A 14,098-nucleotide genomic window follows, 5' to 3' on the forward strand; every position below is an offset into this window, starting at 1 on the left:
GGCTGTTTACTTCCGTTGCCCTACACTCCGCCATTATGAGGTGCACGCCGATACCGGCGGGCCTGGGGAGATTGTCGGTGTCGTTCGTAGGCAGCACGTTGGTGGATTGGGCCGCGTTCGCGCAGGCGCGCAGCGAGCTGGGCAGCGGATTCGTGCGGATTCTCGGCTATTTTCGCGAGGATGGCGTGAAATCGGTGTCCGCGATCGAACAGGCGATGCGCGCGAACACCGCCGCCGCCATGGTGATTCCGGCGCATACGCTGAAGGGCGAGGCGCGCCAGTTCGGCGCCGAGCCGCTCGCGATGCTGGCCGAAACGATCGAGGAGATCGCGCGCGATTGCGTCGAGCGGCACGAAACCTGCGAGGAAGCGCTGGAGCATGTCGTGCGCCTGCGCCCCCTGTTCTTCGAGACGCTGGCGCTGCTGGAGCGCGAGGCCAATCCGTTGGTGCCGCGCCGGCCGACGGGTAGCACGGGCGGCTTCGGGCGCAAGCTGTCGTAGCCCTATCGCTGCACTGGGTGGCGATGCGATCGCCGCCCGTTCTTGCCCGTGATGCTGCGCCCTTTTACGCCAGCGCCGCTTCCGCTCCCATCAGCGTCGGGAAGAACGCCTCGTGCGCGTGGCGCAGATCGTCGAGGCTCACCACGTCGTCGCGGTCGGGGCGTTCGAAGATCAGCCGCCTGCCGCCCGTGCGACCCAGCGGTTCCGCCTCGACGTCTGCGGCATGCGCCTCTGCCAGGAAATCCATCAGTGCGTGATCGTGGACGGTCACGACGTACACGCCCTGGTCCTCCGCGAAGAACGATCGGGCGCAGCCGAACGGCTGCTTGCGATCGATCATGGCGCCGATGTTGCCGGCCAGCGCCATCTCGGCGAGCGTCACCGCGATGCCGCCGTCGGAGACGTCGTGCACGGCGGAGAGCTGGCCCTGTTCGATCCCGCGGCGGATCAGGTCGCCGGTGCGGCGCTCCGCGTCGAGGTCGACGGGCGGCGGCGGTCCGGCGTCGCGGCCCTCGATACCGTGGCATTCGCGCAGATACAGCGACTGGCCGAGGTGGCCGCCGCGCGTGCCGACCGCGAGGATGACGTCGCCGGTGCCCTTGAACGCGATCGTCATATTGGCTTGCCAATCGGCGAGCAGGCCGACGCCGCCGATCGCGGGGGTGGGCAGGATAGCGGAGCCGCCGCCGGTCGCTTTCGATTCGTTGTAGAGGCTGACGTTGCCGGACACGATCGGGAAGTCGAGCGCGCGGCAGGCGTCGCTCATCCCCTCGAGGCAGCCGACGATCTGGCCCATGATCTCGGGCCGTTGCGGGTTGGCGAAGTTCAGGCAGTTGGTGACCGCGAGCGGCTTGGCGCCGACCGCGGTCAGGTTGCGCCATGCCTCCGCCACCGCCTGGCGGCCGCCCTGCACGGGGTCGGCGAAGCAATAGCGGGGGGTGCAGTCGGTGGTGATCGCCAGCGCCTTTGGCGTGTCGTGGACGCGCACCACCGCGGCGTCGCCGCCCGGGCGCTGGACGGTGTCGGCGCCGACCATATGGTCGTACTGCTCCCAGATCCAGCGGCGGCTGGCGATGTCGGGGGAACCGATCAGCGTCTTGAGGTCCTTCGCGATGTCGCGGCTTTCGGGCAGTTCCGCGGGCATCGCCGGCGGCACCGTCGGCACGTGCGGGCGATCGTAGAGGGGCGCATCGTCGGCGAGCGGGGCGAGCGGGATGTCGCACACCACCTCACCATGATGTTTCAGCACCATGCGCCCGGTATCGGTGACGTGGCCGATCACCGCGAAGTCGAGCTCCCACTTGCGGAAGATCGCCTCCGCTTCGGGCTCGCGGCCGGGCTTAAGCACCATCAGCATGCGCTCCTGCGACTCGGAGAGCATCATCTCGTAGGCGGTCATGCCCGTTTCGCGCTGCGGCACGTCGTCCATGATGAGTTCGATGCCGACACCGCCCTTCGACGCCATCTCCACGCTCGAGGAGGTGAGGCCGGCCGCGCCCATGTCCTGGATCGCGACGATGACGTCGGTCGCCATCAGCTCCAGGCACGCCTCGATCAGCAATTTTTCGGTGAAGGGATCGCCGACCTGCACCGTCGGGCGCTTCTCCTCGGCATCCTCGCCGAAGTCCGCCGACGCCATGGTCGCGCCGTGGATGCCGTCGCGGCCGGTCTTCGACCCGACGTAGACGATCGGATTGCCGATGCCGCTGGCGGCGGAATAGAAGATTTTGTCCTGATCCGCGACGCCGACGGTCATCGCATTGACCAGGATGTTGCCGTCATAGGCGGGATGGAAGTTCACCTCGCCGCCGACCGTGGGCACGCCGACGCAATTGCCGTAGCCGCCGATGCCGTGGACGACGCCCGCGATCAGATGGCGCATCTTGGGATGGTCCGGCCGGCCGAAGCGTAGCGCGTTCATGTTGGCGACGGGCCGCGCGCCCATCGTGAACACGTCGCGCAGGATGCCGCCGACGCCCGTCGCCGCGCCCTGATACGGCTCGATGTACGACGGGTGGTTGTGGCTCTCCATCTTGAAGATCGCCGCCTGACCGTCCCCAATGTCGATGACGCCGGCATTCTCGCCGGGGCCGCAAATCACCTGCGGTCCGGTGGTGGGCAGCTTCTTCAGGTGGATGCGCGAGGATTTGTATGAGCAATGCTCCGACCACATCACCGAAAAGATGCCCAGTTCGACCAGATTGGGCACGCGGCCGAGCGCGTTCAGCACGCGCTGATATTCCTCGGGGGACAGGCCGTGTTCGGCGACGATCTCGGGCGTGATCTGGGTCATGGCCCGCGCCTTTAGGGGAGCGCGGCGGTTTCGTCACTATCCCCGGCGCATCAGGATGACGCCGCCGATGACCAGCGCCGCGCCGGCGAGACGAGGCAGGGTGACGGGCTCTGCCTTGAGGCCGAGCAGTCCGAAGTGATCGAGGACGAGCGCGGTGGCGAGCTGGCTGGCGATCGCAACGGTGAGTGCGGTGGCAAGGCCCAGCCGCGGCGCCGCAAAGGCCATCGCCGCGACGAATCCCGCACCGTAGAACCCGCCCAGCCACGCCCAGATCGGCGCGCCCCCCAGCATCGACGGCGCAGTCCGATCGAACGCGCCCCATGCCGCCGCGAGGGCAGCCGCGCCGACGAGGAACGACACCAGTGCCGCGAGCAGGACCGAACCGGAATTCTTCGCCAGGACGGCATTGGTCGGCGCCTGCGCCGCAAGGCCGATCCCGGCCAACAGAACGGCGATCAGCGGGAATAACGCGGCCATGTCGCCTGTTACGCGTAAGGCGGCTGGGTGTATCCCTTCGGGCTGAGCGTGAAGATTTCGCAGCCGTCTTCGGTGATGCCGATCGAATGTTCGAACTGCGCCGACAGCGACCGGTCGCGCGTCACCGCGGTCCAGCCGTCGTCGAGCAGCTTCACGTCCGGGCGCCCGATGTTGATCATCGGTTCGATGGTGAAGATCATGCCCGCCTTCAGTTCGGGCCCGGTTCCCGGCTTGCCGACATGCACGACCTCGGGCGCATCGTGGAACAGGCGACCCAGCCCGTGGCCGCAGAAATCCCGGACGACGCCGTAGCGATGCTTTTCGGCGTGACGCTGGATCGCGTGCGCGACGTCGCCCATGTGATTGCCCGGCTTCGCCTGCTCGATGCCCAGCATCAGGCATTCGTACGTCACCTCGACCAGCCGCTTCGCCTTCAGCGGAACCTCGCCGATCAGGTACATGCGGCTGGTGTCGCCGTGCCAGCCGTCGACGATCGGCGTCACGTCGACGTTGACAATGTCGCCCGATTTCAGGGTCTTTTCCGACGGAATGCCGTGGCACACGACATGATTGATCGAGATGCACGTCGAATGCGTGTAGCCGCGATAGCCCAGTGTCGCGGGCACGCCGCCGTTCCCGGTAATGAAGTCGTAGATCAGCCGGTCGAGCTCGGCCGTCGTGACGCCGGGCACCATGTGCGGCACCAGCATGTCGAGCGTTTCGGCGGCGAGGCGTCCCGCCTTGTGCATCCCGGCGAAAGCGGCGGCGCCATGCAGCTTGATGGCGCCGGTGCGCCCCTCCGGCGCGTCGGAGGTCACGGTCACATATTCGGTCATCGCCGCCATATAGCGTAGCGGGCCGGCCTTTACGAGGCTATGCCCGGGGTCATGGCAGACGAGCGTATCTGGACCGCCGCTTTGGTGGTGATCGGCGATGAAATCCTGTCCGGGCGGACGCAGGACAGGAACATCGCGCAGCTGGCCGCGTGGCTCAACGTCCAGGGTATCCGCCTCGCTGAGGTGCGCGTCGTCGCGGACCGGCAGGAGGCGATCGTCGAGGCGGTGAACGCCCTGCGCGCGCGCAACGACTATCTGTTCACGACCGGCGGCATCGGCCCGACGCACGACGACATCACCGTCGACGCGATTGCGACGGCATTGAAGCTGCCCGTCGTCCACCACCCGGACGCGATGGCGACGCTGGAGGCCTATTACGCGACGCGTGGCGGCCTGACCGAGGCGCGGGCGCGGATGGCGCGCGTGCCCGAGGGCGCGACCCTGATCCCCAACCGTGTGTCCGGCGCCCCGGGGATCCGCATCGGGTCGATCTTCGTGATGGCGGGCGTGCCGCACATCACCGCCGGCATGCTCGACGCGCTGACGGGTACACTGGAAGGTGGTCGCCCCGTGGTGTCGGGCACGATCGGCTGCTGGGTCGCGGAAAGCGAGGTCGCCGACCTGTTGCGCGACGCGGAGAAAACGCACGAAGGCGTCGCGATCGGCAGCTACCCCTTCTTTCGCGACGGCAGGACGGGCGCCAATTTCGTCGTGCGCAGCCCCGAACAGGCGCTGGTCGACCGCTGCTTGGCGGACCTGACCGCCGCGTTGGAGGCGGAAGGCCGCGCCGTCGTCGCAGGCGGCATCTGAGCCGCCCAAGCGAATTTTCGCCTAAGCGTGGTTGACGAGCCTGCGCCCACCGTTAAAAACGCTTGAGCCAGTCGTCAGCCATGTCCGGCGACCGCATCACGGCAAAGCCGCGGCTGCGCGGGTGTAGCTCAATGGTAGAGCAGAAGCTTCCCAAGCTTACGACGAGGGTTCGATTCCCTTCACCCGCTCCAAGCTCAAATTTTCGCAGCGCGAAATGGGCAGCCTGGTCGACGTGTGACGCGATGCCCAAAGGGGCAGGGCGGTCAGAGGGTACTAATACTTCCAAAATAAATCGATCTTTTACAGCGTTTTAACGCGCTTGTCTGGGCATTGATCTAAAGTGTTCCGTCCCGAAACGGATTGATCCGCATCACGTTATGTCCCCGAGTAAAACCTGGGGAGACGACACATGCCTGTTTCGAAGATGATGATGACGATGGCGTTCGGCGGCCTTGCCGTGCTGGCCGTGCCGGCGGGCGTCGCGGCGCAGACGAAGATGGTTGGCGGGGCGCCGATGGTCGCGTCGAGAACGATCGTCGAGAACGCCTCTGCCTCGCCGGATCTGACCACCCTGGTCGCGGCCGTGAAGGCGGCCGGCCTCGTCGATACGCTGAGCAGCCCTGGGCCCTTCACCGTGTTCGCGCCGACCAACGAAGCGTTCAACGCGCTGCCCGCCGGCACCGTCGACACGTTGCTGCAACCGGCGAACAAGGACCAGCTCACCGCGATCCTGACCTATCACGTTGTCCCCGGGAAACTGGACGCCAAGGCCTTGATCAAGCAGATCAAGGCCGGCGGCGGCACCGCGACGCTGACCACGGTGCAGGGTGAGCCGATCAAGGCGACGCTGTCGGGCAAGTCGGTCGTGTTGAGCGATGCCAAGGGCGGTCAGGCTGCCGTCACGATCACTGACGTGCCGCAGAAGAACGGCGTCGTCCATGTGATCGACCACGTGCTGCAGCCATAAAATGCACCGGAAAGGCGGCGTCCGCGTCGCCTTTCCCGACGTCGCGAGCCGGGCGCGCGTCGCGCCCGGTCATCGCCGGCTGATCGATTGAGGAGGGAAGATCGTGCACAAGCTGTCTAGGAACGAGCGTATCGCGTTGAAAAGCGCAGCCGTCCTCTTCGTGCTGTTCTGGGTCGCGGTGATCGTGTTCCGGATCGTGCTGATGGCATCGGACACGCGCGCCGATGGCTGGTTCACCTGATCTTCTAAAGGCCGGCTTCGACTGCGAGCCGGATGGCGTCTGCGGTGGTGCGGCAACCGAGCGTTTCCAGCGCGGCGGCGCGGTCTATCTTCACCGTCCGCTCGCTGATCCCCAATTGCCACGCGATCTGTTTGTTGAGTTGCCCCGCAGCGACGAGGCGCAGGATTTCCCGCTGGCGGTCGGTGAGCCGATCGAGCGAGGCGAGCGGCGCTCTTGGCGCTTCCACCGCGATCTGCGACCCAAGGATGTAGCGCAGGTCGCCCCCGTCGCCGAAGATCGGCGCAAGCATCACCGCGTTGCGAAACGGCGTCCCGTCACGCTTGTAGTTCAGGATTTCGACCAGCGTCGCCCGTTCCTCACGCACCGCCTGCCGCAGCTCCTCGGTCGCCGCGGGTTCCGTGTCCGGGCCGCGGAGGAAGCGACAATTGCGGCCGACGATCTGATCCCGGTCATAGCCGGTCAGCGCGACGAACGCCTCGTTGCAGGCGATGATCGGCGTATCCGGCAACGTCGGGTCGCTGATTACCGCGGCGATCGCGCTTCCCTCGATCATCTCCAATGGTGACATGTGGCGGCTTTTTCTGGTTCCAGCGTGCGGTGGTCGGCACGCATCATGCACGCGTTGCGATTGCCCCACAACGACGGCCGGCCGCAGCGATAACCGATTGCTCGACGTCAGGGTGCCAGTGCCCGGTCGATCAGCGTGCGTGCATGCGTCCAGGCTGCGGTGCCGGGAGTCACGAGTTCGACGTGACCGGTGTGTGGGATCGTGTGCAACGCGACCGGATCGCCGGCCGCCTGCGCCAGGGCGCGATAATCGGTCGCGAAGCGATAGGGGATGATCCGATCCTCGCGGCCGTTGACGAGGTCCTGCCGCACGCCGAGTGGCAGCAGCGGCGGGATCGACGTGTCGGCGTAAGGCGCCGGCCGGTCCACCCCGACGAGTTTCTCGACCACGGCCGTGCCGCAGCCGTTGTCCGGGCTGGCGGCGGTTGCGGCGAGATCGGGCAGACCGCCTAGCACGACGACATGGTCGATAGGGAGCGGCTGGGATCGATACAGCGGGCTGGTGTGCGGCAGACGATGGCGGCCCGCCAGCCACAGGGCGAGATGGCCGCCCGCCGAATGGCCGACCGCGATCAGGCGGGATAAGTCGAGCTTGTAGCTGGGCGCCTCGATGCGGAGCAGATCGGCCGCCGCCGCTGCATCGAGGAAGGTGCCCGGATAGCCGCCGCCAGCGCGATCGACGCCGCGATAATCGATGTTCCACACCGCATGGCCGGCGGCGCGCAGGTCGCCCGCAACCCAGTCCATCAGCCGACGGTCGGCGATGCTCGTCTGCCAGCAGCCGCCATGAACCATCAGAACGACCGGAAAGGGCCCGTCGCCTGCGGGCAGCCACAGGTCGACGCAGTGCATCGCGTCCGGACCGTAAGCAAGCGTCGCGTCAGCGACGGGGCGGGGGCGCGCCGTCAGATCGTCCCAGGTTAGCATGGGCCAGGCTATAATTCCCGCCGCCGCGCCGCGAAAGCCGGCGGATGCGCGCGGCATGCTTTGACGCCCGCCGCCCACCTGCTAATCGTTCCCGTTATGGCCACCGATTTCCAGGAGCCGCCGATCGGCGTGCTCGACGCGCCCTTCGACAGCGCGCTGTCCGAACGCTACCTCGTCTATGCGCTGTCGACGATCACCGCGCGTTCGCTGCCCGACGTGCGCGACGGGTTGAAGCCGGTCCATCGCAGATTGTTGTGGGCAATGAGGCTGTTGCGGCTCGATCCTGCCGCCGGGTATAAGAAGTGCGCGCGCGTCGTCGGCGACGTCATCGGCAAATATCATCCGCATGGCGATCAGTCGGTATACGACGCGATGGTCCGCCTCGCGCAGGATTTCGCGCTGCGCTACCCGCTGGTCGACGGGCAGGGGAATTTCGGCAACATCGACGGCGATAACGCCGCCGCCTATCGCTACACCGAGGCGCGACTGACGCAGGTCGCGATCGACCTGATGGACGGGCTGGATGAGGATGCGGTCGCCTATCGTCCGACCTACAATGGCGAGGAGCAGGAGCCGGAGCTGTTTCCCGGCCTGTTCCCCAACCTCCTCGCCAATGGTGCGGCGGGCATCGCCGTCGGGATGGCGACCAACATACCGCCGCACAACGCCGCCGAGCTGCTCGATGCCGCGATCATGCTGGTCGATCGGCCGGATGCGACCGATGCGATGGTCCTGGAGCACGTCAAGGGGCCGGACTTTCCGACCGGCGGACTGGTCGTCGACCCGGCGGCGGTGATCGCCGAAAGCTACGCCACGGGGCGCGGCTCGTTCCGCATCCGCGCGCGCTGGGAGATCGAGCGCGAGAAGGGCGGCGGATGGCAGCTGGTCGTCACCGAGATTCCCTATGGCGTCCAGAAGGGCAAGCTCATCGAGCAGATCGCGGCGCTGATCAACGAGCGCAAGCTGCCGATCCTAGCCGATGTGCGCGACGAATCGGACGCGGTGGTGCGCATCGTCCTCGAACCGCGCAGCCGCACTGTCGACCCGCAGGTGCTGATGGACGGGCTGTTCCGCTTCTCGGATCTGGAAACGCGCTTCGGCCTCAACCTCAACGTCCTCGACCATGCGCGCACACCGCGGGTGATGAGCCTGCGCGAGGCGTTGAAGGCCTGGGTCGACCATCAGTTCGTCGTTCTGCGCCGCCGCACCGAGCATCGGCTGGCGAAGATCGCTGATCGGGTCGAGCTGCTCGACGGTTATCTCGTCGCCTATCTCAACCTCGATCGTGTCATCGAGATCATCCGGACCGAGGACGAGCCCAAGCAAGTGATGATCGCCGAATTCCGCCTGACCGACCGGCAGGCAGAAGCGATCCTCAACATGCGGCTGCGCTCGCTGCGGCGGCTGGAGGAGTTCGAGATTCGCGGCGAACGCGACAAGCTCGACAAGGAACAGGTGGATTTGACGACGCTGCTCGGGTCCGAGGCGCGGCAGCGCACGCGGATGAAGCGCGATCTCGGCAAGTTGCGCGACCGCTATGGTCCGGACACCGCCCTCGGCAAGCGGCGCACCGGGATCGAGGAAGCCGGGCCGACGCGCGACATCCCGCTGGAGGCGATGATCGAGCGCGAGCCGATCACCGTCATCTTGTCGCAGCGCGGCTGGATCCGCGCGATGAAGGGACATGGCGACCTGGCCGCCATGAAGGCCGGGGGGGCGGAGACGCTGAAGTTCAAGGAGGGGGACGGCCCCGCCTTCGCCTTTCACGCGCAGACTACCGACAAGTTGCTGCTCGCCGCGGAAAACGGCCGGTTCTACACGCTCGCCGCCGACAAGCTGCCCGGCGGCCGCGGCTTCGGCGAGCCGGTGCGCGCGATGATCGACCTCGACGGATCGGTCGGCGTCGCCGCCTTCCTCAACGCCCGCGCGCAGGACAAACTGCTGATCGCGGCGAGCGACGGGCGCGGTTTCATCGTTCCGGTCGCCGATACGATCGCGGAGACGCGAAAGGGCAAGACGGTGATGACGCCGCGTACCGGCGCAAAGCTGATCGTCGTCCGACCGGTCGCGGCCGATGCCGATTATGTCGCGGCGATCGGCGACAATCGCAAGTTCCTGGTCTTCCCGATCACGGAACTGCCGGTGATGAGCCGGGGGCAGGGCGTGCAGATCCAGCGGTTCCGCGAAGGCAGCCTGTCGGATGCGATCACGTTCGTCTTCGCGCAGGGAATGAGCTGGCCGATGGGCGGCGAGACGGGGCGGATGCGCACCGAAGCCGACCTGTCGCTCTGGCGCGCCGCGCGCGGTGCCGCGGGCCGGACGCCGCCGACCGGGTTCCCGCGCGACAACCGCTTCTTCGGATAGCGCCCCCGTTCCGACAGGCACGGAATGACGGCCCCGCGTTTTTCCCGATCGGCTTTTCAGCAGGAATTAACGATCGGCGGCTAGCACGCTCGCATGGCCAGCGCCCCGACCGATGTCGCGACGACGCACCCTGCCGAGCTCGACCTGCTCGCGCAGGACCTGGAGCTGATCCCGATTCCCGCGGTTCAGGTGGTGCGGAGCAGCAGCGGTTTCGGGTTTCTCGGGATCAACCGCGCCTATCGGCTAGCCGGGCTGGGGGTGGTGGCAGAGCGATCGGCAATGCTCCAGGCCCTGGGGCCCAGGATCGATGCCTTTTTGCGCTCGCAGGAACTGCGCAGCGATTTCGAGTGGTCGATCGGCGAGGTCATCGATTGCCGATATTATCGCGTCACCTTCGCGCGCACCAATGCCGCTGTACGCGATCGCTGCCAGATCGGCCTCGTCGATCTGACGGCGCAGATCCACACCGAACGCTCGCTGCGCCGCGAGATGACGACCGACAGCCTGACCGGCCTGCCCAATCGCGAGGGTTTCAGCGACCTGATCGAGGCGGCACAGGCCGCGGATCGGCGTCATGCCGTGCTCGTCATCGACCTCGATCGGTTCGGCCGACTCAACGCCTGTCTCGGCGGTCTTGCCGGGGACGAGCTGCTGATCACCGTCGCCCGGCGTATCAAGGGCGCGCTGCGCGCGCGCGATTCGCTGGCGCGTATCGGCGGTGACGAATTCGGCGTGCTGATGGGGATCGATGCCGCGCGCTACGAGGCCGAACAACTGGCGGACCGCATCCGCCGCGCCCTGGTCGCGCCGTTTCGCCTCAGCGATTACGAGATCGGCGTCGATTGCGCGATCGGCATCGCCCACGGCGAGGATGCGGTCGACGATGTCGAGGAGCTGATCCGCAACGCGCAATTCGCGGTCAAGGCGGCTAAGTCGGGAACGCAGGTCGAATCGTATCACACCGACGCCTTCACGATCGCGCGCGACCAGTTCGCGATGGAAACGGCCTTACGCCGGGCGATCGAGCAGTCGCAGTTGCGGCTCGCGTTCCAGCCGATCTGCGATCTGGCGAGCGGCGAGATCGTGGCGTTCGAGGCGCTGGCGCGCTGGCGCGACCTGCAGGGCGTCGACCAGGATCCCAGCAAGTTCATCCCCGTCGCGGAGGAATCCGGCCTGATCGTGCCGCTCGGCCGCTGGGCGATGGAAGAAGCGGCTCCCACGTTGGTGTGGCTGGACGAATCGTGCGGCGGCGACTGCGGGATGCGGATGGCGGTCAATCTATCGGCGATCCAGATTCAGCGCGACGACATCGCCGCCGTCGTCGAAGGCAGCCTGATCCGCCACGGCCTGAAGGGCGAGCGGTTCACGCTCGAACTGACCGAAAGCGCGATCGTCAGCGATCCCGATCGGACCGCGCGCGCGATGCACGCGCTGCGGTCGCTCGGCACCGTGCTGGCGATGGACGATTTCGGCACGGGCTATTCGAACCTTGCCTATCTGCAGCAATTGCCGATCGACATCCTCAAGATCGATCGCAGCTTCGTCACCGAAATGCTTGCGGACAGGGATAAGATCGCGATCGTCCGCGCTATTCTCAGCCTCGCGCAAGCGCTGGGCATGAAGACGACCGCCGAGGGCGTCGAGACCAACGAGCTCGCGCAAACGCTCGCCGCGCTCGGCTGCACCTATGGCCAGGGATATCTGTATGCGCGACCGCTAGAGGCAAGCGACGCGCTGGCGCTCGTCCGTCGCCTGCGCGCGCAGCGGCGCAGCGCCTAGGCCGCGGTTTCCATCGCGACTTCGCGATCGGCGAGCGCGGCGACACGCGCCGCATCGGGAAAACCTTCCGCAATCCAGGCGCTTTCGATCCGACGCAGGACGGCTGCGACTTGCGGTCCCTTGCTCAGACCGCGTTGCACCAGGGCGCCGCCGCCGATCGGCAATGACGGCGGTTGCCAATCCCGAACATCGTCGATCCGCTCCCCCGCCAGCAACAACCGGTCGATCGCGCTCACCGGGCCGACCCGATAGGCGAGGGCGCGGGCGCCCTCCTCGCCCGGTCCTTGCGTCGCGGCGATCAGCCGCTTGCGATCCGCGTTCGACAGTTTGAGCCGTGCGCCGACCGCGTCGGCCGCCGCAACAGGGACGAGCGCGGCGAGACGGCGGATCGGGTCGGGTGCGATGCCCGCCGCCGCCTCGCGCGCGGCGAGGTCGGCAAGCGGCGCGGCATCGGTGATCTCGGGCAGCATCGCGGCAAAGATGCCCTGGTCGATCATCAGCGCGACGACCGGCACCGCCTTTGCCGCGACGAGCAGCTTGAGCAGCTCGCCCGCGATCCGCTCACGCGACAGCGCCATCAGATCGTTGGCACGGGCGCGGCATGCGGCCAGACCCTCGGCATCGATCGCGTCGCCGAAGCGCGCTTGGAAGCGGAAAAAGCGCAGGATGCGCAGATGATCTTCGGCGATACGCTGCAACGGATCGCCGATGAAGCGGACACGGCCGGCGGCCAGATCGTCCAGCCCGCCGAAATAGTCGAAGATCGCGCCGGTCGCGGGATCGGCGTAGAGCGCGTTGATCGTGAAATCGCGCCGCGCGGCATCCTCGCGCCATTGGTCGGTGAAGGCGACGACGGCATGACGGCCGTCCGTCGCGACGTCGCGCCGCAACGTCGTGACCTCGACCGGGCCGGACGCGGGCAGGGCGGTGATCGTGCCGTGCGCGATTCCCGTCGGTACGGTGCGAATGCCCGCCGCCGCCAGGCGTTCGACGGCTTCGCCGGGCGGCACGACGGTCGCCAGGTCGATGTCGGCCGGGTCGAGGCCCAGCAACGTATCGCGCACGACGCCGCCGACGAGGCGCGCGGAATCGGCGCCGCCCAGCGCGTCGACCAGCGCATCGAACCCGGCGCGTCGACGGATCGCCTCGAGCGGCAGCTTCATGACCGGGCCTCTTCGTTCACCCATGCCAGCCGGCGTGACAGGTTGACGATCATCGCAGCGGTCGCGCCCCATATCCGACGATCCTGCCAGGGGATCTGATAATATTGTCGCGCGCGCCCCTGCCACATCGCCCGTTCGCGGCGGTGATTGGCGGGGTTGAGCAAATGGTCGAGCGGCACCTCGAAGACGCTCGCCACCTCCGCCTCGCTCGGGCGCAGCGGCAGGTCGGGCGGGATCGTGGCGAGCACGGGGGTGACGGTGAAGCCAGTGACGGTGCGATAGCGGTCGACCACGCCGATGACCGTCGCGGCGGCTGGCGGCAGCGCAACTTCTTCGTCCGCCTCGCGCAAGGCGGCCTCGATCGCGGTTTCGCCGGGATCGAGCCGGCCGCCGGGAAAGGCGACCTGGCCCGCGTGATGGCGCAACGTTTCCGTGCGCTGGGTCAGCAGCACCCCCGGCCGCGGCCGATCGGTTACCGCGACGAGCACGGCGGCCGGCGTCATATCCGCCTCGTCGCGTCCGTCGAGATCGTCGTGATCGCCGGTCAGCAGCGCGGGCATCCGCCGGCTGCCCTCGTCCAGCGCGGCGCGCAGCCGCTCGGCCAGCGTCACGCGTCCGGTTCCAGCGGAAAGAACGCGCCGTCGCTCCACACACCGGGAACCGCATCATCCCCCGCGATCGCGCGCTCGGCGAGCGCATAATAGACTGGCCGGGCGATCAGCGCATCCAGGTCGCCGCGCACGCGCAGATACGGCCGGGGACCGTCCGCGGCCTGCACCAACCGCAGGGAATGGTCGCGATCGGCGTAGACGAGATCGCCGGTATTGAGCCGGAAGGCGAGGCGGGACGCGCGCCCTTCGCCCTCCGCCTTCATCTCGACGGCAATGAAGGGGGCGTCATCGACGACGATGTCGAGCTTCTCGACCGGCGTGACGAGGACGTATCCGCCATCGGGTTCGCGGCGCAGGATCGTCGAGAACAGCCGCACCATCGCCGGGCGGCCGATCGGACTCCCTTGGTGAAACCAGGTGCCGTCCGCCGCGATGCGCATCTCGCTGTCGCCGCAATGGGCGGGATTCCACTGCTCCACGGGCGGCAGGCGCCGCTCCTCGGCGAGCCGGGCGACGTCGGCAAGGCTCAGCGTCGCAAGGTCGGGAAGCGCGTCCATCGGCAT

The 14,098-nt window shown here is 67.5% G+C and carries 14 protein-coding genes and 1 tRNA gene; 7 read left to right on the top strand and 8 right to left on the bottom strand.

Annotated features, from left to right (window positions below; all coding sequences use genetic code 11):
- The first annotated feature begins 77 nt into the window (after positions 1–77).
- Complete coding sequence (locus DM480_RS13035) at positions 78–500, top strand: Hpt domain-containing protein (RefSeq protein WP_115381314.1); 423 nt, start codon at positions 78–80, stop codon at positions 498–500.
- Positions 501–564: 64 nt separating this feature from the next.
- On the opposite strand, the gene purL is transcribed toward DM480_RS13035, so the two are convergent.
- From purL to map, 3 genes are read right to left on the bottom strand one after another with little or no spacing between them, the layout of a single operon-like run.
- A complete protein-coding gene (gene purL, locus DM480_RS13040) occupies positions 565–2,793 on the bottom strand; it encodes a phosphoribosylformylglycinamidine synthase subunit PurL (protein ID WP_115379667.1) in 2,229 nt (742 codons plus the stop codon).
- A gap of 36 nt (positions 2,794–2,829) precedes the next feature.
- Positions 2,830–3,270, bottom strand: coding sequence for a DMT family transporter (locus DM480_RS13045; protein WP_115379669.1), 441 nt, complete (start codon positions 3,268–3,270; stop codon positions 2,830–2,832).
- Between the two features lie 8 nt (positions 3,271–3,278).
- Positions 3,279–4,106: a type I methionyl aminopeptidase gene (map, locus tag DM480_RS13050; protein WP_115381316.1), complete on the bottom strand. Its 828-nt coding sequence runs from the start codon at positions 4,104–4,106 to the stop codon at positions 3,279–3,281.
- Between the two features lie 51 nt (positions 4,107–4,157).
- Between map and DM480_RS13055 the strand changes: the two genes are divergently transcribed.
- The 4 genes from DM480_RS13055 to DM480_RS18120 all read left to right on the top strand — a co-directional run bounded on the left by DM480_RS13055 (position 4,158) and on the right by DM480_RS18120 (position 6,124).
- Positions 4,158–4,916: a competence/damage-inducible protein A gene (locus DM480_RS13055; RefSeq protein ID WP_115379671.1), complete on the top strand. Its 759-nt coding sequence runs from the start codon at positions 4,158–4,160 to the stop codon at positions 4,914–4,916.
- Positions 4,917–5,033: 117 nt separating this feature from the next.
- Positions 5,034–5,107 (top strand) — tRNA-Gly (locus tag DM480_RS13060).
- Positions 5,108–5,325: 218 nt separating this feature from the next.
- Complete coding sequence (locus DM480_RS13065) at positions 5,326–5,883, top strand: fasciclin domain-containing protein (RefSeq protein WP_115379673.1); 558 nt, start codon at positions 5,326–5,328, stop codon at positions 5,881–5,883.
- A 103-nt stretch (positions 5,884–5,986) separates the two neighbouring features.
- A complete protein-coding gene (locus DM480_RS18120) occupies positions 5,987–6,124 on the top strand; it encodes a hypothetical protein (protein ID WP_157968797.1) in 138 nt (45 codons plus the stop codon).
- A 4-nt stretch (positions 6,125–6,128) separates the two neighbouring features.
- Here the strand turns inward: DM480_RS18120 and DM480_RS13070 are convergent, their stop codons facing one another.
- Positions 6,129–6,692 (bottom strand): PAS domain-containing protein, encoded by a 564-nt coding sequence (locus DM480_RS13070; RefSeq protein ID WP_232833999.1) that lies wholly within the window; start codon positions 6,690–6,692, stop codon positions 6,129–6,131.
- Positions 6,693–6,799: 107 nt separating this feature from the next.
- The gene (locus tag DM480_RS13075; protein WP_198665832.1) at positions 6,800–7,675 is read right to left on the bottom strand and encodes an alpha/beta hydrolase; all 876 of its coding nucleotides are present in this window, start codon (positions 7,673–7,675) and stop codon (positions 6,800–6,802) included.
- 39 nt (positions 7,676–7,714) lie between these two features.
- Between DM480_RS13075 and parC the strand changes: the two genes are divergently transcribed.
- Both parC and DM480_RS13085 read left to right on the top strand, forming a co-directional pair.
- A complete protein-coding gene (gene parC, locus DM480_RS13080; RefSeq protein WP_115379679.1) occupies positions 7,715–9,982 on the top strand; it encodes a DNA topoisomerase IV subunit A in 2,268 nt (755 codons plus the stop codon).
- A 93-nt stretch (positions 9,983–10,075) separates the two neighbouring features.
- Complete coding sequence (locus tag DM480_RS13085; protein ID WP_115379681.1) at positions 10,076–11,761, top strand: putative bifunctional diguanylate cyclase/phosphodiesterase; 1,686 nt, start codon at positions 10,076–10,078, stop codon at positions 11,759–11,761.
- Here DM480_RS13085 and DM480_RS13090 read toward each other — a convergent pair.
- Genes DM480_RS13090 through DM480_RS13100 form a run of 3 tightly spaced genes read right to left on the bottom strand, consistent with a single transcriptional unit; the run spans position 11,758 to position 14,098 of the window.
- Entirely contained in the window at positions 11,758–12,924 is a 1,167-nt protein-coding gene (locus DM480_RS13090; protein WP_115379683.1) for a CCA tRNA nucleotidyltransferase, read from the bottom strand. The two genes, DM480_RS13085 and DM480_RS13090, sit on opposite strands and share 4 nt — an antisense overlap.
- Complete coding sequence (locus DM480_RS13095) at positions 12,921–13,535, bottom strand: CoA pyrophosphatase (RefSeq protein WP_115379685.1); 615 nt, start codon at positions 13,533–13,535, stop codon at positions 12,921–12,923. Before DM480_RS13095 ends, DM480_RS13090 begins: the two co-directional genes overlap by 4 nt.
- Entirely contained in the window at positions 13,532–14,098 is a 567-nt protein-coding gene (locus DM480_RS13100) for a DUF1285 domain-containing protein (RefSeq protein WP_198665833.1), read from the bottom strand. The genes DM480_RS13095 and DM480_RS13100 overlap by 4 nt, the downstream gene beginning before the upstream one ends.

It is taken from the genome of Sphingomonas sp. FARSPH (assembly GCF_003355005.1).
Classification (GTDB): domain Bacteria; phylum Pseudomonadota; class Alphaproteobacteria; order Sphingomonadales; family Sphingomonadaceae; genus Sphingomonas.